At 69.5% G+C, this 23,297-nt stretch carries 18 protein-coding genes; 12 read left to right on the top strand and 6 right to left on the bottom strand.

Going from position 1 to position 23,297, the window contains the following annotated elements; genetic code table 11:
- Positions 1-84 precede the first annotated feature (84 nt).
- Both glmS and glmU read right to left on the bottom strand, forming a co-directional pair.
- The gene (gene glmS, locus LZ199_RS08965) at positions 85-1,920 is read right to left on the bottom strand and encodes a glutamine--fructose-6-phosphate transaminase (isomerizing) (RefSeq protein ID WP_253993224.1); all 1,836 of its coding nucleotides are present in this window, start codon (positions 1,918-1,920) and stop codon (positions 85-87) included.
- A 109-nt stretch (positions 1,921-2,029) separates the two neighbouring features.
- The gene (glmU, locus tag LZ199_RS08960) at positions 2,030-3,439 is read right to left on the bottom strand and encodes a bifunctional UDP-N-acetylglucosamine diphosphorylase/glucosamine-1-phosphate N-acetyltransferase GlmU (protein WP_253993407.1); all 1,410 of its coding nucleotides are present in this window, start codon (positions 3,437-3,439) and stop codon (positions 2,030-2,032) included.
- A 493-nt stretch (positions 3,440-3,932) separates the two neighbouring features.
- On the opposite strand from glmU, the gene ggt reads away from it, so the two are divergent.
- The 3 genes from ggt (at position 3,933) to LZ199_RS08945 (ending at position 8,714) form a co-directional block, all read left to right on the top strand.
- Positions 3,933-5,699 (top strand): gamma-glutamyltransferase, encoded by a 1,767-nt coding sequence (gene ggt, locus LZ199_RS08955; protein ID WP_253993406.1) that lies wholly within the window; start codon positions 3,933-3,935, stop codon positions 5,697-5,699.
- Positions 5,700-5,707: 8 nt separating this feature from the next.
- Positions 5,708-6,490, top strand: coding sequence for a TatD family hydrolase (locus LZ199_RS08950; RefSeq protein WP_253993223.1), 783 nt, complete (start codon positions 5,708-5,710; stop codon positions 6,488-6,490).
- Positions 6,491-6,818: 328 nt separating this feature from the next.
- Entirely contained in the window at positions 6,819-8,714 is a 1,896-nt protein-coding gene (locus LZ199_RS08945) for a M3 family metallopeptidase (RefSeq protein ID WP_407667185.1), read from the top strand.
- Positions 8,715-8,825: 111 nt separating this feature from the next.
- On the opposite strand, the gene LZ199_RS08940 is transcribed toward LZ199_RS08945, so the two are convergent.
- On the bottom strand, positions 8,826-9,104 hold the full coding sequence (locus tag LZ199_RS08940; RefSeq protein ID WP_253993222.1) for a hypothetical protein: 279 nt from the start codon (positions 9,102-9,104) through the stop codon (positions 8,826-8,828).
- A 297-nt stretch (positions 9,105-9,401) separates the two neighbouring features.
- On the opposite strand from LZ199_RS08940, the gene LZ199_RS08935 reads away from it, so the two are divergent.
- The 4 genes from LZ199_RS08935 (at position 9,402) to LZ199_RS08920 (ending at position 12,729) form a co-directional block, all read left to right on the top strand.
- Complete coding sequence (locus tag LZ199_RS08935) at positions 9,402-9,644, top strand: hypothetical protein (protein WP_253993221.1); 243 nt, start codon at positions 9,402-9,404, stop codon at positions 9,642-9,644.
- A gap of 165 nt (positions 9,645-9,809) precedes the next feature.
- Positions 9,810-10,187 carry a response regulator gene (locus LZ199_RS08930; protein ID WP_253993220.1) on the top strand — a complete coding sequence of 126 codons (378 nt, stop codon included), beginning with the start codon at positions 9,810-9,812 and terminating at the stop codon, positions 10,185-10,187.
- Between the two features lie 71 nt (positions 10,188-10,258).
- Entirely contained in the window at positions 10,259-11,077 is an 819-nt protein-coding gene (locus LZ199_RS08925; protein WP_253993219.1) for an ABC transporter ATP-binding protein, read from the top strand.
- The gene (locus tag LZ199_RS08920; protein WP_253993218.1) at positions 11,074-12,729 is read left to right on the top strand and encodes a hypothetical protein; all 1,656 of its coding nucleotides are present in this window, start codon (positions 11,074-11,076) and stop codon (positions 12,727-12,729) included. Before LZ199_RS08925 ends, LZ199_RS08920 begins: the two co-directional genes overlap by 4 nt.
- Before the next feature lie 77 nt (positions 12,730-12,806).
- On the opposite strand, the gene LZ199_RS08915 is transcribed toward LZ199_RS08920, so the two are convergent.
- Entirely contained in the window at positions 12,807-14,072 is a 1,266-nt protein-coding gene (locus LZ199_RS08915; protein ID WP_253993217.1) for a vWA domain-containing protein, read from the bottom strand.
- A gap of 263 nt (positions 14,073-14,335) precedes the next feature.
- Between LZ199_RS08915 and LZ199_RS08910 the strand changes: the two genes are divergently transcribed.
- On the top strand, positions 14,336-15,040 hold the full coding sequence (locus tag LZ199_RS08910) for a hypothetical protein (RefSeq protein WP_253993216.1): 705 nt from the start codon (positions 14,336-14,338) through the stop codon (positions 15,038-15,040).
- 103 nt (positions 15,041-15,143) lie between these two features.
- Here the strand turns inward: LZ199_RS08910 and LZ199_RS08905 are convergent, their stop codons facing one another.
- Together LZ199_RS08905 and LZ199_RS08900 are read right to left on the bottom strand one after the other, a co-directional pair.
- The gene (locus tag LZ199_RS08905; RefSeq protein ID WP_253993215.1) at positions 15,144-15,839 is read right to left on the bottom strand and encodes a pirin family protein; all 696 of its coding nucleotides are present in this window, start codon (positions 15,837-15,839) and stop codon (positions 15,144-15,146) included.
- A 161-nt stretch (positions 15,840-16,000) separates the two neighbouring features.
- A complete protein-coding gene (locus tag LZ199_RS08900; RefSeq protein ID WP_253993214.1) occupies positions 16,001-16,549 on the bottom strand; it encodes a YceI family protein in 549 nt (182 codons plus the stop codon).
- 256 nt (positions 16,550-16,805) lie between these two features.
- Here LZ199_RS08900 and LZ199_RS08895 point away from each other — a divergent pair, with 256 nt between their 5' ends.
- From LZ199_RS08895 to LZ199_RS08880, 4 genes are all read left to right on the top strand, one after another.
- Positions 16,806-17,180: a peptide chain release factor family protein gene (locus tag LZ199_RS08895; protein WP_163866532.1), complete on the top strand. Its 375-nt coding sequence runs from the start codon at positions 16,806-16,808 to the stop codon at positions 17,178-17,180.
- A 211-nt stretch (positions 17,181-17,391) separates the two neighbouring features.
- Positions 17,392-21,639: a pilus assembly protein gene (locus tag LZ199_RS08890; protein ID WP_253993213.1), complete on the top strand. Its 4,248-nt coding sequence runs from the start codon at positions 17,392-17,394 to the stop codon at positions 21,637-21,639.
- Positions 21,636-22,220: a type IV pilus modification PilV family protein gene (locus tag LZ199_RS08885; RefSeq protein ID WP_253993212.1), complete on the top strand. Its 585-nt coding sequence runs from the start codon at positions 21,636-21,638 to the stop codon at positions 22,218-22,220. The genes LZ199_RS08890 and LZ199_RS08885 overlap by 4 nt, the downstream gene beginning before the upstream one ends.
- Positions 22,217-23,293, top strand: a complete 1,077-nt coding sequence (locus LZ199_RS08880) for a PilW family protein (RefSeq protein ID WP_253993211.1) — start codon at positions 22,217-22,219, stop codon at positions 23,291-23,293. The genes LZ199_RS08885 and LZ199_RS08880 overlap by 4 nt, the downstream gene beginning before the upstream one ends.
- Positions 23,294-23,297 lie beyond the last annotated feature (4 nt).

The following is a 23,297-nucleotide window of genomic DNA, read 5'->3' as shown; positions in this document are numbered from 1 at the left end:
AGGCCTGTCCCCGAGACGACGAAAGCCCGAGTTCCCTCGAGGGGGAACCCGGGCTTCGCGTACGTCAGGGCCTCCGAGCGGCGACTACTCCACCGTCACGCTCTTGGCGAGGTTGCGCGGCTGGTCCACGTCATTCCCGCGCATCTCCGCCACGTGGTACGCGAGGAGCTGGAGCGGAATGGTGGCGATGACGGGCGCGAGCAGCGCGCACGCCGCCGGAACCCGGATGACGTGGTCGGCGAGCCCCGCCACCTGGTCGTCGTCCTCGTCGATGACGGCGATGACCTTGCCGCCGCGCGCGCGGACCTCCTCGATGTTGCCGATGATCTTCTCGTAGGCCACGTGCGGCTTCTTCGGCGCGATGACCACCACCGGCATCTTCTCGTCGATGAGCGCAATCGGGCCGTGCTTCATCTCGCCACCCGCGTAGCCCTCCGCGTGGATGTACGAAATCTCCTTCAGCTTCAGCGCGCCCTCCAGCGCCACCGGGTGCATGGGGCCGCGGCCGAGGAAGAGGAAGTCCTGCGAGTTCATGAACTCACGGGCCACGCGCTTCACGGCCGGCTCGCACTTGAGCACCTCTTCAATCATCTTCGGGATTTCCGTCAGATGGGTGAGGTGCTCCTGCGCCGCCGCCACGGACAGGGTGCCGCGCATGCGGCCCAGCTTCACCGCCAGCAGGTACAAGGCCACCAGCTGCGTGGTGAACGCCTTGGTGGACGCGACGCCAATCTCCGGGCCGGCGTTGGTGAGGACGGAGAACTCCGCCTCGCGCGTCATCGCGCTGCCAATGACATTGCAGATGGCCATCGCCGTGGCCCCGCGCGCCTTGGCCTCCTTGAACGCCGCCAGCGTGTCCGCCGTCTCACCCGACTGGCTGATGGCGATGGCCAGGTGCGAGGACTCCACAATCGGGTCGCGGTAGCGGAACTCGCTCGCCAGCTCCACTTCCACCGGGAGCCGCGCCAGCGTCTCAATCATGTGCTTGCCGGCCACGCCCGAGTGCCACGACGTGCCGCACGCCAGAATCGTGATTTTCGACAGCGAGCGGACCTTCTCGGGCGTCAGGTTCCAGCCCTCGAAGTGGACGTCGCCCTCGGTCAGGAGCATCCGGCCGCGCAGCGTGTCCGCGACGGCGCGGGGCTGCTCCCAGATCTCCTTGTGCATGAAGTGCTTGTAGCCGCCCTTCTCCGCCATCATCGGCGTCCAGTCGATGCGGCGGGTGGCCCGGTTCACCGGATGACCCTGGCGGTTGAAGATGTCCACCTTGGCGGCGGTGACGATGGCCAGGTCACCCTCCTCCATGTAGACGATGTCGCGCGTGTGCTCGAGCACCGCGGGCACGTCGCTGGCGATGAAGTTCTGCCCCTCGCTCAACCCCAGCACCATGGGCGACGCGTTCTTCGTGCAGACGATGCGGTGGGGGTCCGTCGCGCTCACCACCGCCAGCGCGTACGTGCCCTTCACCTGTTCAATGGCCCCGCGCACCGCGTCCGGCAGCTCCTTGCCGGCCTCCAGCTCATCCGAGATGAGGTGGGCGAAGACCTCCGTGTCCGTCTCCGAGGAGAACACGTGGCCCTTGGCGCGAAGCTGCGTCTTCAGCGACAGGTGGTTCTCGATGATGCCGTTGTGCACCACCGCGACGTTCTTGTACGTGTGCGGGTGCGCGTTCTCGTCCGAGGGACGGCCGTGCGTGGCCCAGCGGGTGTGGCCGATGCCGATGTTGCCCTGCGGCTGGTCCGCCACCACCCGGTTCTCCAGGTTGCGCAGCTTGCCCGTGGCTCTCACCACGTTGAGCTGATTGCGATTGACCACCGCGACGCCCGCCGAGTCATAGCCCCGGTACTCGAGCTTCTTGAGCCCGGACACCAGGATGGGAGCCGATTCCTTGTCACCAACGTAACCAACAATCCCGCACATATGCAGACCTCTCTCTCACGCCCACGCCCGCCGGAGCAAACCGAGGGATACCCATACTTCTCTGGGAGTGGCTGTCAGGCCGCTCCCCAAGCAAGTGCCAAATCCGAGCTCAACCGCCCTTCGCCGCGCGGCGCGCCTTCTTCGCGGCCACCCAGCCTTCCTTCGTCACCTGTGGCGCCCGTGACACAGCGAGGCTGCCGGGCGGCACATTTTTCGTCACCGTGGTTCCCGCCCCCACGTAGGCGCCATCCCCCACCGTCACCGGAGCGACGAGCTGGGTGTCGGAGCCGATGAAGACCCCGTCTCCCAGCTCCGTGAGGCTCTTGTTCACCCCGTCATAGTTACAGGTGATGGTGCCCGCCCCGACGTTGCAGCCGGCGCCAATCTTGGCGTCGCCCAAGTAAGTCAGGTGGTTGGCCTTGCTGCCCTTGCCGATCTGAGCCTTCTTCGTCTCCACGAAGTTTCCCAGATGCACATCCTCGGCCAGCTCCGTTCCGGGGCGCAGGCGGGCGAACGGGCCAATGAAGTTCCGCACGCCGACCTTCGCCTCCTCCAGCACGGAGTAGGGCTTGAGCACGGAGCCCTCCGCCACCGTGGAGGCGCTCACCACACAGCCCGCTCCGATGGTGACGTTCTCTCCCACCACGGTGCCCGCGGTCAGCATGACGCCGGGGCCCACCTCGCTGTCGGCGCCCACCACCACGTCCTCCTCGATGAAGGTGGTGTCGGGGTCCAACAGGGTGACGCCGGCGCGCATGTGCGCCTCGTTGATGCGGCGCTGGAGCACCCGGGCGCGCGCGGCCAGCTCCACCTTGTCATTCACGCCCGCGGTCTCCGTGGCGTCGACGACGACGGTGCCCACGCGGCCCTGCCTGGAGGCCAGCTCCACCAGGTCCGTCAGGTAGTACTCGCCCTGCGCATTGTTCGGTTTGATTTCGGCCAGCGCCTTCCAGAGGAAGGCCGCATCCACGGAGTAGATGCCCGCGTTGCACTCCTTCACCGCGCGCTGCTCGGCGGTGGCGTCCTTCTGCTCCACCACCCGCACCACCTGGCCGCCCTCGCGCAGGACGCGGCCGTAGCCCGTGGGGTCGTCCAGCTGGGTCGTCACCATGGCCAGCACCCCGCCCGCGGCGTCGTGCGCGGCGAGCAGCGCCGCCAGCGTCTCCCGGCGCAAGAGCGGCACATCTCCGTACAGGATGAGGACCCGGCCGGAGAACCCCTTCAGGGCCTCCTCCGCCGAGCGCACCGCGTCCGCCGTCCCGCGCTGCTCACGCTGGAGCGCGAAGCGCAGGGGCGCATCGGGAAACAGCGCCCGGACCTCCTTCTCCACGCTCTCCGCCTGATGGCCCACGACGGGCACCACCGTGGAGGCGCCAAGCTCCAGCGCTCGCTTCAGGGGATAGGCGCACAGGGGCTTTCCGAGGATGGCGTGAAGGACCTTCGCCTTCTTCGACTTCATCCGCGTGCCCTTGCCCGCACACAACACCACCGCCGACAGAGCTGTCATGCGGCGGAGAATTAGGGACAGGGAATCGAGTCGTCAACCGCACGAGGCTCCGAAGTCTCGGAGGTGTTGTCAGGTCGCGGCTTCGCGCTCACGGCCACGCACAGCGCGTTGCTCTTCACCGTGATTCCGAAGCTGGGCTTCAGGAAGAGGGTGACGCGGCCGGAGGGCGGAACAGACCCGGTCCGGGTCGGTTTCTCAGGTGTGACCGGTGCGCTCATTTGCTCCCCCAGTCGCGACTCATGACAGGGGAAGGATGCACCCTCTTGAATAACAATCCAAGAGGAAAAATGTTGCGGAGTTGAAATCATGGTCCGAGGCGGACAGTTCGTGCATACCGGGAGAGGTGTAGTCGGTGCGGCGCCCCCGAGTCCCGGCCCCCAGGTGTGGGTAAGTGTCCGCCGGGTAACACATCATCCGCGACGAAGGCCAGCCCCAAGGTATTGATTGCGCCCCAGGAGGGGTGGACTCCGTGAACGACACGAGCTTCGAGAAGCAAGCCCCGCGCATGAGCGCGAGGGTGCTGGAGGCGACGGTGCGAAGTCTGGTGGTGGCGCTCGCGCTGATGGCGTGTGTGGCCCACGCGGCGCGGCCGTATCGAGGGGGCGCGGTGGCCACGGCGTATCCGCCGGCCAGCGAAGCGGCGCTGAAGATGCTCGACAAGGGCGGCAACGCGGTGGACGCGGCGGTGGCGGCGGCCTTCGTGGCGGCCGTCGTCGGGCCGTACCACTCGGGCGTGGGCGGCGGCGGCTTCGCGCTGGTGCATGACGCGAAGACCGGGGCCACGCGGGTGCTGGACTTCCGCGAGGTCGCCCCCAAGGCGGCCACGCGCGACATGTTCCTGAAGGACGGCAAGGTGGTGCCGGGGCTGTCCACCGACGGCGTGCTGAGCGTCGCGGTGCCGGGCGCGGTGGCGGGCTATCTGGAGCTGCTCAAGACGCACGGCACGCTGCCCCCGGCCGTCGTCCTGGCGCCGGCCATCGAAGCGGCGCGCAAGGGCCTGTGGGTGACGCCGCGCTACCGCAGCATGGCGGAGGGCCGGCTGGAGTGCCTGCGCAAGGACCCGGAGGCCACGCGCGTCTTCCTCGTCAAGAACGAGCAGGGCGAGCACGTCGTCCCGCCCATCGGCCACCTGCTGCGCCAGCCGGACCTGGCGCGCACGCTGTCCACCGTCGCGAAGAGCGGCGCCAAGGGCTTCTACACGGGCGCTGTCGCCAAGGGCATCGTGGACACGGTGAAGGCGGGCGGCGGCGTGCTCACGCTGGAGGACCTGGCGTCCTACAAGACGCGCCCTCGCGAGCCGCTGGAGGGCAGCTACCGGGGCCACCGCATCCTCACCATGCCTCCGCCGAGCGCGGGCGGCGTGGCGGTGCTCCAGGTGCTGGGCGCGCTGGAGCAGCTGCGCCCCCAGGGCTTCGGCTTCAGGGACCCGGAGGCGGTGCACCTGTACGTGGAGGCGCTGCGGCGCGCGTACGTGGACCGCGCCAAGTACCTGGGCGACCCGGACTTCGCGGACGTGCCCACCTCGCGGCTCATCTCCAAGGGGCACATCGCGGACCTGGCGGGCTCCATCGACCCGAAGAAGGTGACGTCCAGCCTGGCGCTGCTTCCCCAGACGCCGGGCACGCAGGGCTCCACGCTGACGGACAAGCCGGTGACGCTGACGCCGGAGCCGGAGCGCAAGAACACCACGCACATCTCCGTCGTGGACAAGCAGGGCAACGCGGTGGCGCTGACGGCCACGGTGAACTACGGCTTCGGCTCGTGTGTCGTCGCCAAGGGCACCGGCGTGCTGCTCAATGACGAGATGGACGACTTCGCCGCGCAGCCCGGCGTGCCCAACGCATACGGCCTCGTCACCGGCGAGCCCAACGCGATTCAGCCCGGCAAGGTGCCCCAGTCCTCCATGTCGCCCACGCTGGTGTTCTCCAAGGAGGACCCCAAGCGCGTCATGCTGGCGGTGGGAAGCCCCGGCGGCTCCACCATCCCCACCACCGTCATCCAGGTCATCAGCAACATGGTGGACAGCGGCATGGACGTGGCGCGCGCGGTGAACGAGGGCCGCGTCCACCACCAGTACCTGCCGGACGAGCTCTGGGTGGACAAGTGGGGCCTGGAGCCGGCCACGCTGTCGGCGCTGGAGGCCAAGGGACACAAGGTGCGCCGCGTGGACCAGTGGGGCGACGCGGAGGCGGTGTTCATCGACCCGAAGACAGGCCTGCGCTTCTCCGCGAGCGACCCGCGCAACGAGGGCCTCTCCCTGGGACAGGATTGAGAACAACCGTGCCCGAGCCCCTGCCCATCTTCGACGCGCACCTGCACCCCGAGAGCCTGAGCGACCAGGACCTCGAGTCGATGCGCTTCTTCGGGGTGGAGCGGGCGCTCGTGGTGGCGCACCACTTCCCGGAGCCCACCTCCAAGGCCCTGCTGCGCCACTTCGACGACATCGTCGAGCGGCAGCTCCCCCGGCTGGAGAAGGTGGGCATCCGCGCGTACGCCGCGCTGGGTGTCCATCCGCGCTGCATCCCCCGGCGCGGCATGTCGGAGGTCCTCTCCGCGCTGCCCGACTACTTCCAGGGCGGCCGCGTCGTCGCGCTGGGCGAGACGGGGCTGCATGCGGGCGGAGAGGAGGAAGAGGAGGCGTTCCTGGAGCAGCTCGCGCTGGCGCGCGGCCTCAAGCTGCGCGTCGTCGTGCACACGCCCCTGGCGGACAAGGAGCGCCACACGCGCCGCATCCTGATTCTGTTGCGCCAGTCCGGCGTGCTGCCCTCGCGCGTGCTGGTGGACCACGCCACCGCCCGCACCGTGCGCACCATCCTGGAGGTGGGCCATTGGGCCGGCCTCACCCTGCACCCGGAGGCCCTGGCCGCCGAGCGCGCCGTGGCCCTGGTGCGCAAGCTGGGCAGTGAGCGGCTGGTGCTCAACTCCGACGCCGGAGACGGCGCCGGTGATATCCTCGGCCTCGCGCGCGTGGCCAACCTGCTCTCCAAGGCCCGCCTCTCCGAGCGCGTCGTGCGCCGCGTCGCCCGCGACAACGCCGCCACCTTCTTCCAGGTGGGAACCTGAGCCACCCGGGCCGCGCCCGGCCCCACATCGACTCACCCTTCCGGGCATCGCACTTCACCGCCCGACTCCAGCTGGGGTGAATTTTTGCAACAAAACATACCCCTGGCCGTCCTTTTACGGTGAGCGCATACGGGGAAGCCCCAGGCTCCGTCGCGGTTTTCACACTCCGGTTCGGGAGGGCCCTTTGCGTTCCACCTTCGTCATTGTCGCCGTCATGTTCGCGGGGTGCCTGGGCACGTCGGCCCGGACACCCGCTCGCGCGGGCGACACACGAGGGCCGCTCGCGCCGGAGGCAGGGCGGCTCTTGGCCACCACCCCCGAGCACTTCATGGAGGCGTGTCGGCGCGACATCCAGGAGGCCCGTGGCGCGGTGGCGCGGCTGACGACGCCCGGCGCCCGGCCCGCGACGACGGAGGCGCTGCTCACCACGTATGACGACGCGATGGCGCTGCTGGACGACATCGTCGGGCGCTCGGGCATCGGCGCCAACGTGCATCCGGACGCCGCGTTCCGGGCCGCCGCGGAGCGGTGCGAGCAAGCCGTGGAGCGGGTTCGCACGGACATCTCGTTGGACCGCCGCGTCTACGACGTGCTGGCCGCGCTGGACGTGGCCCGCCAGGACGCGGTGACGCGCCGCTGGGTGGCGCGGGTGCTGCGGGGCTTCCAGCGCGCGGGCGTGGACCGGGACGAGGCCACCCGCGAGCGCGTGCGCGTGCTCCAGGAGGAGCTCATCGTCCTGGGCCAGGAGTTCAGCCGCCACATCCACGAGGACGTGCGGCACCTGGATGTCGCGCCCTCCGCGCTGGCGGGGCTGCCGGAGGACTACGTGCGCGCCCACCCGCCCGGCCCGGATGGCCTGGTGCGCCTGGCCACGGACTCCTCGGACCTGGGGCCCTTCATGACGTACGCGAAAGACACGGCGACGCGCGAGGCGCTGTGGCGCCTGGGACGGCGCCGGGGCCACCCGCGCAACCTGGACACGCTTTCGCGGATGCTCCAGGCGCGCCACGCGCTGGCCACGCTGCTGGGCTACCCGAGCTGGGCGGCCTACGCGGCCGAGGACAAGATGGTGCGCGAAGAGCGCGTGGCGGCGGACTTCATCGAAGAGCTGGCCACCGCCGTGGACGGGCGCATGCGCTCCGAGTACGCCGCGCTGCTGAAGCGCAAGCAGCGGGACGTGCCGGACGCCACCCGCGTGGAGCCCTGGGAGCAGGCGTGGCTGGAGGACAGGGTGCGCGCCGAGCAGTACCGCTTCGACTCGCGCGAGCTGCGGCCGTACTTCGAATACACGCGCGTGAAGCGCGGGGTGATGGACCTCACCGCCAGCCTCTTCGGCCTCACCTACCGCCGCGTGCTGGACGCGCCCGTCTGGCACCCGGAGGTGGAGGTCTGGGACGTCTACGAGGGCGCCGAGCGACGGGGCCGCTTCTACCTGGACATGCACCCGCGCCCCGGCAAGTACACCCACGCGGCGCAGTGGGACCTGGCCGTCGGCCGCGCGGGCAGGTCCCTGCCGGAGGGCGTCCTGACGTGCAACTTCCCCCGGCCCGGCGCGCGGCCCGCGCTGCTCCAGCACTCCGAGGTGCGCACGTTCTTCCACGAGTTCGGCCACCTGCTGCACCACATCCTGGGCGGCCGGGTGCGCTGGGCGGGCCTGTCCGGCACGCGCACGGAGGTCGACTTCGTGGAGGCCCCCGCGCAGGTGCTGGAGGAGTGGGCCTGGAGCGTGGAGTCGCTGCAGCGCTTCGCCCGGCACATCGACACGGACGCGCCGCTGCCCGCAGACCTCATCTCCCGGATGCGCCGCGCGGACTCCTTCGGCAAGGGGCTCTGGGTGCGCCAGCAGCTCTTCTACGCCGCCGTCAGCCTCTCCCTGCACTCGGGGGACCCCGCGGGCACCGACTCCACCGCGAGCGTCCTGGCGCTCCAGGAGCGCTACCTGCCCTTCCGCGCCGTCAGCGGCACGTACGCGCACCTCGCCTTCACCCAGCTGGACGGTGACTACTCGGCGCTCTACTACACGTACCTCTGGTCGCTCGTCATCGCGAGGGACTTGCTCACGCCCTTCGAGCGGCACGGGCTGATGGACGTGGAGACGGCCCACCACTACCGCGACACCGTCCTGGCGCCGGGCGGCTCCAAGGACGCCGCGGACCTGGTCCGGGACTTCCTCGGCCGGGGCTACGACTTCGGGGCATATTCGCGGTGGCTGGAGGGCCGCTGACGCATCCCGCCGGGGGCTGTAAATTCAAAGGGCCCCGCGATGTGAATCGCGAGGCCCCTTGTGTTGTGAATCCGTCAAACCCGCACCGCGGCGCTCACGGGGAGCGCGGAGTCAGTGCACGGCGGGTACGGATGCGGCGACTTCCGGCTGGAGGGTGATGGCCTGCGCGTCCGGATCCAACCGGACCTGCACGGGCACGCCCTGGAAGCGGTACTGGGCCAGCGAATCCGCCGCCCCGTCGAGGAGAAGCTGATAGCGCTCCTCCAGCTCCACCGCGATGAGCAGCATCGTCTCGCCGGCGTCCGCCACACCCGGGCGGTACACCTGGCACCGCTGGAACCGCGCCCAGCGACCGTTCTCCATCTTCACCAGCTCGCCGTCGTAAGCCATGCGCAATTCCTCCGCAGCAATGAGACGAGAACCAATGTAAGGACGAATTAACTCGCTGTCATCCCCCCTCTTGAAAATTCGTTAAGCCCTTTGAATTCCCGTGGGTTACGCGACAGTTCCGGGGCTGGCGGGCAGATCATCAGGGATGGCTGCTCAAAACTGTAAATTTGCCAGCCAGTCAATCCTGTCAAGGGAGCGAGGCGGCGCCGAGTCCGAGGCCGGGACAGGTCCCTGGGGACCGGCGAGCGCCTTCGGGGACGGTGGCGCCAGGCGGCGGGGTCTCCTAGATTCGGAGGGATGAAGTTGCCAGGGCTGTTCCGCAAAGAGCGAACCACCATCGCCGCCGCCGACGCCCAGGACCACGCCGAGAAGCTGCTGGCGGAGTCCTTGCGCCTGCTGGGACAGGTTTGCACGAAGGTCGCGGACGCCATCGAGTCGCAGCGGTTGTCGCGCCAGGGCTATGCGCACAACACGTATCTGCGGCGGACGGACAACGGGTCCGACGAGTCCGGAGACATGGAGAAGAAGCCCCGGGAGTAGCCGTGTTCGGGCCCCGGGGGCCTCGTTGGAAACCGGTTGCATCGCGAGGGGGGTTGGCTGTTGAAAAGTGGGGCGCCCCCTTCCGGAATGAAGTCCCCGTTCCCATCTTGCCGCCCATAGAATCCCGCGGTTTGAGACGCCGCAGCTCCCCTCTGAGGCCCTGCCATGTCCCACATCCTGGTCGTCGATGACGACGAGAGTCACCGCATTCTCATCTGCGATGCCCTCGAGGAGCTGGGTTACCGAACCGTTCAGGCCGCCAACGGCCGAGAAGCGCTGGACCATCTGGAGGGCGACATGCCCGCCGCCGTCCTGCTCGACCTGCGCATGCCGGTGATGAGCGGGTGGGGCCTTCTGGACGCGCTGAAGAAGATGCCGCGCGCCCGGGGTCTTCCCGTCATCATCATCTCCGGCTACGGCTTCGAGTGGGAGGCGGAGCTGGTGGGCGCCGCGGGCTACATCTCCAAGCCGGTGGACCTGGACAAGGTGCGGCTGACGGTGCAGCAGATCGTCGGCCCGCCGGAGATGGCCTTCGTCCACTGAGGATTCCGTGCCCGGTGCGCCGGGTGGGGATTGTCGCCGGGGGTCGGGCTCGGGTGTGATGGCGTCACTTCATGACGCCCTCCCCTTCCGATGACCTCGCCGTCGACGCGCGCGGGCTGCTCAAGCGCTTCGGTGGCTTCACCGCGCTCAACGGCCTGGACCTCCAGATACCCAAGGGGGCCTTCTATGCGTACCTGGGGCCCAACGGCGCCGGGAAGTCCACCAGCATCGCGCTCCTGACCGGCGTGTACGGCCCCGACGCGGGCACCATCCGCATGCTCGGCGTGGACGCGGTGCAGAAGCCCATGGAGGTGAAGCGTCGCGTGGGCGTGGTGCCGGAGGAGCTGAGCCTCTTCGAGCGGCTCACCGGCCGGCAGTACCTCACCTTCTGCGCGCGCATGTACGGCCTGGACGGCGACGAGGCCGCCGCTCGGGCCACGGAGCTCCTGGAGCTGACGGAGCTGACGTACAAGGCGGGCTCGCTCGTCTCCGAGTACTCCAAGGGCATGCGGCGGAGGCTCGCCATCGCCGCGGCGTTGATCCACGCGCCGGAGCTGGTGCTGCTGGACGAGCCCTTCGAGGGCATCGACGTGCTGGCGGCGGGCGTCATCCGCGAGCTGTTGCGCGAGCTGAGCCGGCGCGGCGTGACGCTGCTGCTCACCACGCACGTGCTGGAGATCGCGGACCGGCTGGCCACCCACGCGGGCATCATCCAGGCCGGACGCATGCTGGACCAGGGACCGGTGTCGTCGCTGCTCCAGCGCTACGACTGCTCTTCGCTGGAGGCGGTGTTCGAGAAGCTCATCGCCGTGCCCTCGTCGCGCAACGCGCGGCTGTCGTTCTATGGCGAGGCACCCGCCCCCGTCGTCCCGCTGCGGGAGCCGGCATGAGTCGCCCCGCCGTTCCCGGCTTCTTCCGGCACCTGTGGCTCTTGTGGGGGCTGCGCTTCAACATCGGGTTGAACCAGGGGCCGGGCAAGAGCCGCCTGCTCGCGGTGGGCTCGTTCCTCGCGTCGAGCGCGCCAGGCGTGTTCTTCGGCCTGTTCTTCTTCGCGCTGATGCGGCTCAAGCCCGTCGTGGAGAGCGACGTCTGGCCGTACTTCATCCTCAACCTGCTGTGCTTCGTCACCTTCTCCGTGTGGGTGACGTGGCCGCTGTTGTCCGCCGGCGTGGATGACCACTCGGAGCTGAGCCGGTACGCGGCGTTTCCGATTTCGCCCTTCCGCCTGCTCATCGCCTCCACGGTGGCCAGCCTCTTCGAGCCGCGCGCGCTGGTGTTCTACGCGCCGCTCACGGGCGCCGCGCTGGGCTTCGCCTCCGTCTACCCGCTGTGGGCGCCGTGGCTGGCGGTGGTGCTCTACGTGCTGTTCGCGCTCCTGTGCGCGGCGTGGAGCCGGGTTGCGCTGTACGCCGTCATCAACGTGCTGCGGGAGAAGCGCAGCGCCGAAATCATGGGCGGCGGCCTTTTGGCGTTCCTGGTCGCCGCGTCGTTCATCCCGCCCATCGACACCTCGTGGCTGACGGCGGTGGGCGAGGACGGCGTGGACGCGCTGGACATGTCGCTCATCATCAACGCGGCGGTGGCGCTGGGGCGCGTTCCTCCGGGCTTCTTCGGAGACGGCCTGGGACAGCTCGCCTGGTACCGTCCGCGCGTGGCGATGGCGGAGGCGCTGGGCCTGTTGTTCTTCGCGGCCATGGGCATGACGGTGGCGTACGCGCTGCTGATGCGCTTCCACCGGCAGTCGGGCCGCGCGGGGCCGCAGCAGAAGGACGCGAAGGACAAGAACCCGTTCGAGCGCACGCGCACCCGCTTCACCACGCTGGTGACGCGCGAGGCGTTGGACTTGTGGCGCAACCCCCGCGCGCGCCTGCTCGCGTCGGTGCCCTTCATCCTGGCCATCCTGCTCAAGCTCCTGTCCGGACGGGACTTGTTCGTCTTCCTCCTGGGAGGCTCGGCGGACGCGTGGCTGATGGGCGGCCTGTGCATCTACGGCGCGGTGGTGATTGCGTCGACGTTCTCCCAGAACACGTTCGCCTACGACGGGCAGGGCTTCGCGGCGTTCCTCGCGGCGCCGCTGAACCTGGCGGACGTGCTGCGCGCGAAGAACCAGGTGCAGGCGGCGGCGGCGCTCGGCATGGCGCTGCTGGTGGCCGTCTTCTACCGCGTGTACTTCGGCTTCGGGACGGCGGTGGATATCGCCTGCGCCCTGGCCGCGGTGCTGGGCGTGGTGCCCATCTTGATGGCCGCCGGCAACTTCCTCTCGCTGTACTTCCCGGTGAAGTTCCACGCGAGCCTCAAGCGGCGCGACAAGGTGCCGTTGACGGCGTCCATGCTGGGCATCTTCGCGGCCAGCATCGGCTGCATGCCCTTTGGCTGGGCGCTGAAGCTGGTGGGCAAGGACGGCCCGTCCTGGCAGTCCGCGGCGATGATTGCCCTGTGCGCGGGCCTCAACCTGGTCATCTACCGGGCCTCGCTGCCCCTGGCGCTGCGCCTGCTGGACCGGCGGCGCGAGGCCATCCTCCAGGCCGTGACGCGCGAATAGCTCGAAGGGCCGTGGCCGCTCGGGAAAGCGGACCACGGCCCCTCGGATGTCTGCTGCGAGTGGCGCGGGGCGAGGGCTCAGTACGTCACGCCGTGCTTCGCGGCCTGGGCCTTGACGCCCTTCATCACGTTGGCGTCGAAGGCGTCCTCCTTCTCCGGACGGTTCTTCGCGAGCCAGGCCTCGCGCTCGGCGGCGAGCTTGGAGGCCTGCGTCTCCAGCGCCTTCTTCTCGTCGGAGAGCTGCTGCACCTTCTTCGCCCGTCCCTCCACGCTCAGGCCCTTCAGCTCGGAGGGAAGCTCGTCGTCACTCACGCTCGCCAGCGACGCGGGCGCGGCGACCAGGTCCACCGCGCCGCCCACGGCCTTGGGGGCGCTGCTCGGCGCGGGAGCTCCCGCCGAGCCACTACCCCCCCTGCTCGTCTTGCGCATGTAGCTGATGCGCTCGGCCGCGGCCTCCGGCGCCAGCTCCGCCATGGCGTCCGCGCGGGCCTTGTTCGCGGCCTGCACCTCCGCCTTGCCGGTGTAGAGCGTCTTCGACGCCAGCGCCGCGTTCACCTTCGACAGCTCCGCGTCGTACGGCGTCGCCACCGCCACCATGCCGCCCGACTGGTCGATGGAGTCGAACGTGCCGTCCGTCAGCTTCGACACGTACTTCCACGCCACCTGCGTCTCCTCGTCCGAGCCGCAGCGCACGGTGTTCACCACGATGTGCTGCTCCCGGGCGCGCTTCGCCCAGAACTTGAAGTCCCAGTCGTCGTTGTGCTTCGCCGGAGGCGCGTCGCCCACCAGGAAGATGGCCTTCATCACCGAGCGGTCCTGGTTCCACGACAGCTTCGACACGGCCTCGCCCAGGCCACGGCCCACGTGCTCGGGCGTGTCACCGCCGCCGCCCGCCTCGAAGCGCCGCAGGTTCGCGAACACCGTGTCCAGGTCGTCGCTCAGGTCGAACCGCTTCGTCACGTAGTCGTCCCCCACGTCCCGGTACGCCACCAGGCCGACCTTCAGGTGCGGGGTGGGCCGTCCCTGCGCGATGCGGGACGCGATGGAGTAGATTTTCGCCTTCGCGCCCTCCAGCAGGCCGCTCATCGAACCCGTCGTGTCGAGCACGAACACCACCTCGATTTCAGGGCGGGCCGCCTTCACCTTCGCATCCACCGGGGGCTGCTCCTGGGCGGGCTTCACCACCGGGGGCTGCTCCTGGGCGGGCTTCACCGCAGGGGGCGTCTTGGCGGCCCGGGTGCTGGGAGGCTCGGGGACGACGGACTCGGCCAGGGCGGGGGCAGCGGACAAGGTGGTGGCGAGCGCGGCCGACAGCATGGCCCGCGACAGGGACTTGAGGTCCATGACGTACTCCGGGAAGGGGGTCTGCGAGGGAAGCTGGGAAGAGGTCTGCGCGCGCGTTCGTCCCAGTGAACGAATCACCCCGCCCAAAGTTCTACGCCCCGGACACGACGCCCCGCGCCCACCCCTAGGAATGCCCGGGCGGCGCGAGGGTTGATGCGTCGCCACCTTCCGCCGGTGTCGCTCCGCGCACGCTGGCCCTCCAGCCGGCTTGCCCGGCGGGAGCGGCGGTTTCATGCTGCGACGACCCCGGGAGATCCACGACCATGATGCCCGTCATCCGCCGAAGCCTCCTCATCCTCGGCTGCCTGTTCGCCGCCTCCTGCAACAGCAACTCGCCGTACTACCAGATCCTCATCACCGCGCCCGAGGTGGTCAGCCTCGCGCCTGGCGAGTCCGCTCAGTTCGACCTGACCCTGGAGCGCGATGGAGACGAGCTCGGGGAGCTGCGCGTCAACCTGGAGTCCGAGCCCGAGGGCATCACCCTGGCTCCCGAAGTCGTCCTCCCCGCCGGAGAGACGCTCGTCACCACCCCCGTCACCCTCACCGTCGCCCAGGACATCCAGGTGACAGGCACCCAGCGGATGCTGCTGCTGGCGACGAACGCCGTGAATGACATCGAGTCGGGCGCCACGTTCTACGTCGTGGTCCAGCCTCCACCCCAGACGCAGCCGGACTTCGCCATCGCCCTGGAGAACCGACAGCTGGAGCTCTTCGCGGGCCAGAGCGAGTTCGTCCGGGTCACCATCACCCGGACGGCGCCTTTCGCGGGCCCTGTCACCCTCAGCATCGAATCCCCCACCCTGCGAATCACCGCCACGCCCCTCGTCGTGACGCCGGAGCAGACCACCGTCAACTTCAACATCGACACGCAGACCAGCACCACGCGCATCCCCATCCCCATCGCCATCGTCGCCACCAGCGAGGACGGGCGCCAGGTCAAGACGGGCCTCACGCTCAACGTCCGCTAGCCAAGGGGAAGCCCTCGCGCCTCGAAACGCACGAGGGCCGGGGAGCAGGGGCTTATGAAGCCCTCGCCACCCGGCCCAGGTACGTCCGAGCGTTTCGTCGCGCTCAGGCCATGTCGAACAGCAACGCTTCCACGGGCGTCTCCGCGGTGAGCACCAGCGTGTCCTCGGCCGACACCGCCACTCCGTCACCCGCCTTCACCTTCACCCCGTTCAGGGTGCCCGCACCCCGCGCCACCTGTACCCACGCGTGCCGTCCCGGAGCGAGCGCGTACTCCGCCTTCTCCCCCGCGCCCAACAGCGTGCCGTGCAGCACCAGGTCCTGGTGCACCGTCAGCGAGCCCTCGCGCCCGTCCGGCGACGCCACGACGCGGAAGCGGCCCTGACGCTCCTTCGCGTCGAACGCCTTCTGCTCGTAGCCCGGCTTCAGGCCCTTCTCGTTCGGGACGACCCAGATCTGCAGCATGTGCAGGGGCTCCCCGAAGTTGTTCATCTCGCTGTGCACCACGCCCGTCCCCGCGCTCATCCGCTGCACCTCGCCGGGCTTGATGACCGCCTCGGTCCCCATGCTGTCGCGGTGCTCCACCTTGCCGCCCAGCACGTAGGTGATGATTTCCATGTCCCGGTGCGGGTGCATCCCGAACCCGCGATTGGGCGCCACCGTGTCCTCGTTGATGACCCTCAGGGACCTGAACCCCATGAAGTCCGGGTCGTAGTAGTCCGCGAAGGAGAACGTGTGGTGCGTGTCCAACCAGCCGTGGTTGGCATGGCCTCTTTCCTCTGCATTTCGAACGGAGATCATCGCCTGCCTCCCTTTCCTTTCTAATTGCAATTCAGATGCATCAACCCCACCCCGCGTTGCGGGGCGCGACAGGAGCCTGCTTCCCACGAGGCCCGAAGCGCCGACCACCAGGCCGCCCGCCACGGACCTGCGGGTGAGCGGGCGTCCCGTCGTCGGCTTCTTCACGCCGCCTTCTCCTCGGCCACCGCCACCGCCTGCACGTCCAGGGTGATATCCACACGCTCACCCACCAGCAGCCCGCCTGCCTCCAGCGCCTGGTTCCACGAGAGGCCGAAGTCCTTGCGGTCGATGCTGGTGCTCGCCTGGAAGGCCAGCCGCTCGTTGCCCCACGGGTCCTTCACCTTCCCGAGCAGCTCCGTCTCCAGCACGACTTCGCGCGTGACGTCGCGAATCGTCAGGTCACCCACCACGCGGTAGCGGCCCTTGCCCGCGTCCTGCACCCGCGTGCTGCGGAAGATGAGCTTGGGGAAGGCCGCCACGTCGAAGAAGTCCGGCGAGCGCAGGTGGTTGTCACGCTGCTCCACGCCCGTATCGATGCTCGATACGTCAATCTTCACCTCCGCGGAGCCCTGCGCCAGGTCATCCCCGTTCACCACCACCTTGCCCTCGAACCGCGTGAAGCGGCCGTGCACCTTCGCCACCACCATGTGGCGGACCATGAAACCCACCGTCGAGTGCGTCGTATCCAGCGTCCAGGTCTTGAAGCTCATGTTCGTGTCTCCCGTGCTTGCCGCGTCTGACCACCCATAGAGCAACCGCCGGGCCATGACTCAACCTGCTGGAATCACAAGAGAACAGGCGCCACGAGCCGCCCATTCATATCAATTTGATATGACCACCCTCTCAACCAGAGATGCCCGGCCGGAGGGCGGAGACAGGGGTGGCTCCGGGGGCCGGGCACGCGGCGGACGGGAGCGAGTCAGTCGGTGCACGAGCCCGGCGTCGAGGGCTACCTTGAGAGACGCCATGACCACCTCACCGATACGCCGACAAGCCGCGCTGGACGCCCTGGCGCTCGATGACGAGGCCCTGCTGAAGGCGTGCGAGGTCGACTACTTCATCGCCTCGGGCCCGGGCGGCCAGCACCGCAACACCACGGCCAGCGGCGTGCGCCTCACCCACGGGGCCACGGAGCTGTCCGTCACCGCGACGGAGCGCCGCAGCCAGATCCAGAACAAGGGCGTCGCGTTGGACAGGCTCCGCGAGGGCCTGCGCGCCCTCACCTTCGTCCCCAAGGTCCGCAGGGCCACGCGCCCCACCGCGGGCGCCAAGCGCCGACGCCTGGAAGGCAAGAAGCGCACGTCGGAGAAGAAGACGCTGCGGGGCAAGTCGGACTGGTGACACCCGCCCCGCACCGCTGAAGCCGCTGCTACGCAAGCGCTTGCGGAGTCGCAAACTTTGCATAGCCGCGCGCTTCCCGAGCGTACAGGCGCACTGGGATTTTCCCGGGGTGCCACTGGGGCCGGGCGCGCGGAAGGCCAGGGCACATGGCGTGCAACCAGGTGGCGAAGCTGACCCGCTTGGGTCGGCTCACCCCCGGTGGGAGCACCCCATGACTCCTCGGCCCCCTTCTTTCACGCCGCTGCGCGCGCTGCTCGCGCTGTCCTTGCTGGTGGCGCTGCCCGCCTCGGCGACGGACCTGGTCACCTTCAGCCGCGGCGCGCTCATCATCCCCGAGCAGGCCACCTTCCAGCGCGGCTGCGGCTCGCTGTCCGCGTACGGCCTGGTGTGGCGCATCCTCCAGTCGAACCAGCCCGGCGGCCCCAACGCCAGCCAGCCGATAACGGTGTACCTGGCCATCAATGATTTGAAGGCCTCGCCCAACCGGTGCGTGCCCACCAACCGCCACACGCCGCCAGCGCCCGTCGGCGACGCGAAGTGGAACGACGGCTGCGACTTCACCATCACCAACAACACGGAGCAGCCGGTGGTGCCGGTGAACTACGGCATGGCCCTGCCCACCAGCGGCCTGTATCCCAACGGGAACATCGACAACTTCACCACCACGGCCAACGAAGCGCGCCCGTACTTCACCGCCACCACGCTGAACAACAGCGTCACCGGCCCGCGCTTCAGCACCGTGCGGTACATGGGTGGCGCGTTCATCATCGACGCGGCGGACGCGCGGCGCGCCATCGACTTCATCCGCTCGGGCTCCGGCGACCTGTCCCCGGAGAAGTTCCGCACCACGTGCCCGAAGACGAGCGACTGCGCCGTCTTCACCAACAACAGCGGCTGCCACTACGTGCGCATGCACCAGTCCACCATCGAGTTCACCGCGCCGGTGGCCCGCCGCATCAACCGCGTCCCGCCGAAAATCGCCCTGCTGGACCTGTCCGACGGGACGAACAGCGGCGGGGACCCCCTGGTGAAGGGCGGCATGCTGGACGACTACCTGCGCAACGCGGGCCTGGACTTCCCGGGGGCCGGCGGCTGCCCCGAGGGGACGACGTCCGGCTGCACCCTCAACAACAAGAAGCCCGGCCTCATCTACGACGCGCTCCACGCCAACGCGGACCTCGTCTCCACCTCCACCTTCAAGAACGGCCTGCTCAACGCGGTGGACCCCGTCACCACCAAGCCCCGCTACAAGGTGTTCTGGGCGCCCCACTGGGAGATTGGCAACATCGGTCGTCCCGAGTACGTGGCCAACGGCGACGGCGCGACGACGCAGCGGGAGAACGCGCTCAACAACATCGAGTACTTCACCAACCAGCGCGGCAACGGCCTGTTCGCCGAGTGCGCGAGCATCTGGTCCTACGAGACGACGAGGCGCCCGGACAACACGCCGGTGCTCAGCTCCCGTTTCCAGGGCGAGAGCAACTTCCAGTACAACAAGCTCTCCGGAGGCAAGAACTGGGACGGGCGCAACTGCACGGACCCGGACTACATGGCCCAGTCGCAGGGCAGCCGCGAGGCCTGCATCCTCTATCCCAACGCCGGAGACCCGTTCTCCCAGATGGGCGACTTCCGCTTCAACAGCGTGGTGGGTCACACGGAGAACTACCGCGTGAAGTACAAGGACGGCGTGCGCCGGCTCGCGGTGAGCTGGTACGGCCACAAGGACGAGCACGTCTACGACAACGCCGCCCACGTGGCCGAGGACAACCGGCGCGGGCACGACTTCTTCACCTTCAACCAGAAGGACAATGACCCGAAGAAGGCGACCATCGTCTACCTGGCGGGCCATGACTTCAAGCAGAGCGTCCCCGGCACGCGCATCGTCCTCAACACGCTGCTCAACCTGGGCTCCGAGCCGCTGAGCAGCGAGCGCGCCCTCTCCGCGCCCGTCGCCTTCGACGACGCCAACGGCAGCGACTCCAACGGGACGCGCGCGCTGGTGCTCGCGGCCACCTACGACGCGGTGTCGGGCTACCCGCCCGGCGTGGACACGTACGTGCACGCCCAGGGCTCGCAGTGGGTGTTCCCCTACTTCCCGGGCCACCTGCGCGCCCACTCGCTCATCGGCGGCGACGCGCTCGGCCAGGGCGAGAGCGAGCTGGACGCGGCCACGCTGTGGGACGCGGACGCCGTGCTGCCCATGCCCCGCGAGCGCAACCTCTTCACCTACTTCGGTGGACAGGTGAAGGAGAACCCCTCGCTGGGCGCCGGCCTGCGCGCGCCTCGCGGCGTGCTCCAGGTGGGCTGGAAGCCGCAGAGCGTGGCCGGCACCGCCATCAACGCCAACTACGGCGGCTCGCCCAACTCGAACTGCGTGGACGTGCTGAAGCTGGGCGAGGCCAAGAACCCCGACGGCACGTCGCGCTTCGACTTCGTCGTCTCGCCCACGGGGGATGGCGTGTGTGACTTGCAGCAGGCGGTGCAGTACTCGCCACAGCTGGCGGGCACCGACTTCGGCCAGAGCATGGAGACGGTCAACAAGGCGAAGCTCGCCTCGGACTTCAACGCGGTGGCGCAGCTGCTCCAGCGCGTGCGCGGCTTCTGCTTCGCCACCAGCACGGGCCATGACGGCTCGGGAACGCCCGTCCTGGAGCCGAGCGACAGCCAGTGCAACAACGACGAGGCGGACAACCGCGCGCACCTGGGCGGCTTCGTCCACTCCGCGCCCGCGGTGGTGAAGGCCAGCGCGTACATCCCGGACCGGGGAGCGCCCCGCCCCACCGTCGCGTACGCGGCGGGCCTGGATGGGCAGCTCCACGCCTTCTACGTGTCTGGCGGCGCGCGCTACGCGGGCCCCGCGGAGACGCTGTCCTTCCCCAACGTCAGCCCCGCGGACTCCGCCTTCCAGAAGAACTGGAGCGCGAGCTTCAGCGGCGGCACCACGCCCCCGCGCGGCACCGAGCTGTGGAGCTTCCTGCCGGCCACGCAGCTGCCGTGGCTGCGCAGCAACAACGCGCGCGTCAACAGCGCGCCGGTGGTGATGGACGTCTTCGCGGACTTCGTGGGCAGCGGCAAGCGCGAGTGGCACACCGTGCTGGTGGCCAACGTGGGCAACCCGGGCCGGGACTTGTTCGCCCTGGACATCACCAACCCCCTGCGCCCGGTGCTGCTGTGGCACCTGGCGGGCAGCCACGCGCAGACGGGCGCCTTCCCTCCGCACGCGCCGGTGGAGCTGGCGGACCGCGACACGGGCGGCACGCAGTGGGCGGTGAAGTGGAAGGAGAAGGACGCGCGCTTCCTCATGGCGCCGCAGACGGACCCGGGCCGCGAGCCCTCTGGCCTCTACAACTACGGAGGCCTGGGCGGCACGCGCGGCCTGTCCGTGGGCGTGGTGCGCCAGGGCCTGGAGCCCACCTATGCCGTCTTCGTCGCCTCCAGCAGCTCGGGCGCGTACGGCGCTCCCACGTTCGGCATGGAGGTCTTCGCCATCGACGCCGCCACCGGCCAGAAGCTGTGGCAGTGGGAGCAGGAGTTCACCCAGAGCTGGGTGGACAACACCGCGCCCACCGCGCCCACCGTGCTGACGGACACGGGCGGCGCCTCGCGCCTGTACGTGGGCGACATGGAGGGCCGGCTGTGGGAGCTGGACGGCGCCACCGGACAGAACTCCAACGTGCTGCGGCTGGGCCCCTCCTGCTCGGAGACGTCGCCCTGCAAGTACTCCGCGCTGGACACCGACTCCACCGACACGCAGCGCCGGCCCATCACCACCAACGTGGCGCTGGCGCGGCTGCCGCAGACCATCACCACCGGCACCGCCCTCAAGGGCTACGAGGGAGAGCTGGTCGCCATGGTCGGCACGGGCGGCGCGGACTGGGTGCAGCCCACCGCCGCGGGCCAGGTGCACCTGGCGCTGCTGGACCGCAAGCGGCGGCTGCCCATGGGTGAGGACGGCTTCAAGCTGAATGGCTCGGCGATTACCGCGTCGGGCGCGCACTCGCTGGCGGAAGACCAGGGCGTGCTCCAGGAGCCCACGCCCTTCCCGCTGTCCTTCGCTGCCCCGCAGCACATCTACGGCAACATCACCGTGGCCGGGCGCACCGCGTACTTCAGCACCGCCAAGGGGAAGCTGGGGGACTTGATGTCGGTCGACGGGGCGACAAAGGGCAACACCTGGAAGCTGGACCTGGGCAACACCGCGACTTCGGCGGGCGCCGCGGCCACGGTGCTGCCCGGACTGAGCCTGGCCAACTTCGGCGGCGTGACGGTGTACCACCGCGACAACGGCACCACGTCGCAGGACTTCGTGGTGGGGCTGGAGGTCAGCCGCATCACCAACACGCGCATCGACAACACCACCACCACGGGCCCCTCCAGCCCGGACGAAACCCTGCGCGTCAACGGCCAGGGGGGCTTCATCTTCCGGCTGCTCAACTGGAGCCAGAGGTTCTTCGAATGAGCTCGCCCGCTCGCGCCCTCCGCCGGGGCTCCAGTCTCATCGAAGTGCTCATCGCCATGGTGGTGCTGGCGCTCGCCGCCACCGGCGCGGTGGGCGGCATGGTGTTCGCCTCGCGCGACGTGCACGACGGCCAGCTGCTCCAGGTGAAGCGACTGCTGCTCGAGGCAAGCACGCAGCGGCTGTGGCTGGCCGCCAAGGGCCCGCTGCTCGCGCAGGCGGTGCCGCGCCCCACGCAGCCCCCCACCACGCTGGCTCCCGGCGCGGCGCCCTGGCGGTCGGACCCGACGGTGCCCGTGCCAGGTGACCCCAGCTCCGGGGCGTACTTCAAGCTGTCCGCCACCGGCCAGGTGGAGCCGCTCGCGGGCATCCCCACCGGCACGGCGTGCAACGACGCCGCGCTGCCGGAGGGCACGTACTGCCGGGAGGTCCTGGTCACGACGGGCCTGCCGCTCGAGGTGCCCGCTTCGGCCACCGCGCTCCTGCCCGCGGGCTCGCGGCCGGTGACGGTGTGGACCCGCGTCGTGCGCAAGGGCGACACCGCGGACCGCGCCCAGTTCCACAATGAGGTGTTCGTCCAATGAGAGCCCTGCGAGGGATGACGCTGCTGGAGACGATGGTCGCCCTGGCCCTCACGGCCATCATCATCGCGGCCGCCGCGTCGCTGATGGTGGCGGGCAGCCGCGTCATCCACAACACGGAGCACACGGCCGACAGCCATGACGCCTCCCGGCTCGCGGGCGAGGCCCTGATGAGCATGGTGCGCCAGGCGGGCGCTGGCGCTCCCGGTGGCATCTGGGTGCGCCAGGGCGGAGTCCCCGTGCGCGTCGGCGCCATCTTCGGCCGCGATGGCACCACCGGCGCCGGCACCAACTCCAGCACGCCCACCGCCGACGGCAGCGATGACCTGTGGCTGGTGGTGCCGGACCGCGACTATCTGGGCGAGCCCTGTGTCACCCCTGGCGCCGCTGCCTCCGTGGTGCGCGCGGGCACGGGCACGCTCCATGTGAACTGCACGCAGAGCCTCAAGGCGGACTCGCTGCATCTGGTCAGCAACATGACGACCGCCGCGCTCCTCTCCAACATCGTCATCACCCCCCAGAGCCCGGGCGTGCCGGGCCAGGTGAACTATGACGAGGCGGGGACCTCCGGCTTCTCCAACGCGCCGGAGCGGGGTGGCTACCAGAGCGGGGACCTCGTCTATCCGGTGCGGCTGCTGCACTTCTTCATCGGCCCCCACCCCACGTCGGGCCGGCCGTCGCTCTTGCGCACGGAGGGCAGGCTGCTGGCGGACGCGCTGGGCCGGCCCTTCTCGGAGCCCGCGACGGAGCAGCCCGTCGTCGTGCAGGAGAACGTGGAGGACCTGCAGGTGGCCTTTGGCTTCGACACCACGGGCCAGGAGGACCCGGCCCGGTACACGTGGCGGCACGGATTGGCCGCCGCCTTCCAGCCGGGCCTGCGCACGGTGCGCATCAGCGTGGTCGCCACCGGCCGCAACCCGCGTCGCAACACGCAGAGCACCGCGGTGCTGGCGGACGACAAGCGCATCAGCACGGAGAACAACGTGCCGCCGGCCGCCGTCGCCGCGGATGGCTTCTACCGCAGCCTCTACACCCGCCGTCTGGAGCTGCCCAACCTGGCGGCCGCCAACCTGTGAGCGC

It is taken from the genome of Myxococcus qinghaiensis (assembly GCF_024198215.1).
Taxonomy (GTDB): domain Bacteria; phylum Myxococcota; class Myxococcia; order Myxococcales; family Myxococcaceae; genus Myxococcus; species Myxococcus qinghaiensis.
This window is presented reverse-complemented; position numbering and strand designations above follow the sequence as displayed.

Bases quoted from the DNA above. Each gene is read 5' to 3' on its own strand.
- glmS (WP_253993224.1), bottom strand. From the start codon at position 1,920: ATGTGCGGGATTGTTGGTTACGTTGGTGACAAGGAATCGGCTCCCATC.
- ggt (WP_253993406.1), top strand. From the start codon at position 3,933: ATGAGCGCGAGGGTGCTGGAGGCGACGGTGCGAAGTCTGGTGGTGGCG.
- LZ199_RS08945 (WP_407667185.1), top strand. From the start codon at position 6,819: ATGGAGGCGTGTCGGCGCGACATCCAGGAGGCCCGTGGCGCGGTGGCG.
- LZ199_RS08940 (WP_253993222.1), bottom strand. From the start codon at position 9,104: ATGGCTTACGACGGCGAGCTGGTGAAGATGGAGAACGGTCGCTGGGCG.
- LZ199_RS08935 (WP_253993221.1), top strand. From the start codon at position 9,402: ATGAAGTTGCCAGGGCTGTTCCGCAAAGAGCGAACCACCATCGCCGCC.
- LZ199_RS08930 (WP_253993220.1), top strand. From the start codon at position 9,810: ATGTCCCACATCCTGGTCGTCGATGACGACGAGAGTCACCGCATTCTC.
- LZ199_RS08925 (WP_253993219.1), top strand. From the start codon at position 10,259: ATGACGCCCTCCCCTTCCGATGACCTCGCCGTCGACGCGCGCGGGCTG.
- LZ199_RS08920 (WP_253993218.1), top strand. From the start codon at position 11,074: ATGAGTCGCCCCGCCGTTCCCGGCTTCTTCCGGCACCTGTGGCTCTTG.
- LZ199_RS08915 (WP_253993217.1), bottom strand. From the start codon at position 14,072: ATGGACCTCAAGTCCCTGTCGCGGGCCATGCTGTCGGCCGCGCTCGCC.
- LZ199_RS08910 (WP_253993216.1), top strand. From the start codon at position 14,336: ATGATGCCCGTCATCCGCCGAAGCCTCCTCATCCTCGGCTGCCTGTTC.
- LZ199_RS08905 (WP_253993215.1), bottom strand. From the start codon at position 15,839: ATGATCTCCGTTCGAAATGCAGAGGAAAGAGGCCATGCCAACCACGGC.
- LZ199_RS08900 (WP_253993214.1), bottom strand. From the start codon at position 16,549: ATGAGCTTCAAGACCTGGACGCTGGATACGACGCACTCGACGGTGGGT.
- LZ199_RS08895 (WP_163866532.1), top strand. From the start codon at position 16,806: ATGACCACCTCACCGATACGCCGACAAGCCGCGCTGGACGCCCTGGCG.
- LZ199_RS08890 (WP_253993213.1), top strand. From the start codon at position 17,392: ATGACTCCTCGGCCCCCTTCTTTCACGCCGCTGCGCGCGCTGCTCGCG.
- LZ199_RS08885 (WP_253993212.1), top strand. From the start codon at position 21,636: ATGAGCTCGCCCGCTCGCGCCCTCCGCCGGGGCTCCAGTCTCATCGAA.
- LZ199_RS08880 (WP_253993211.1), top strand. From the start codon at position 22,217: ATGAGAGCCCTGCGAGGGATGACGCTGCTGGAGACGATGGTCGCCCTG.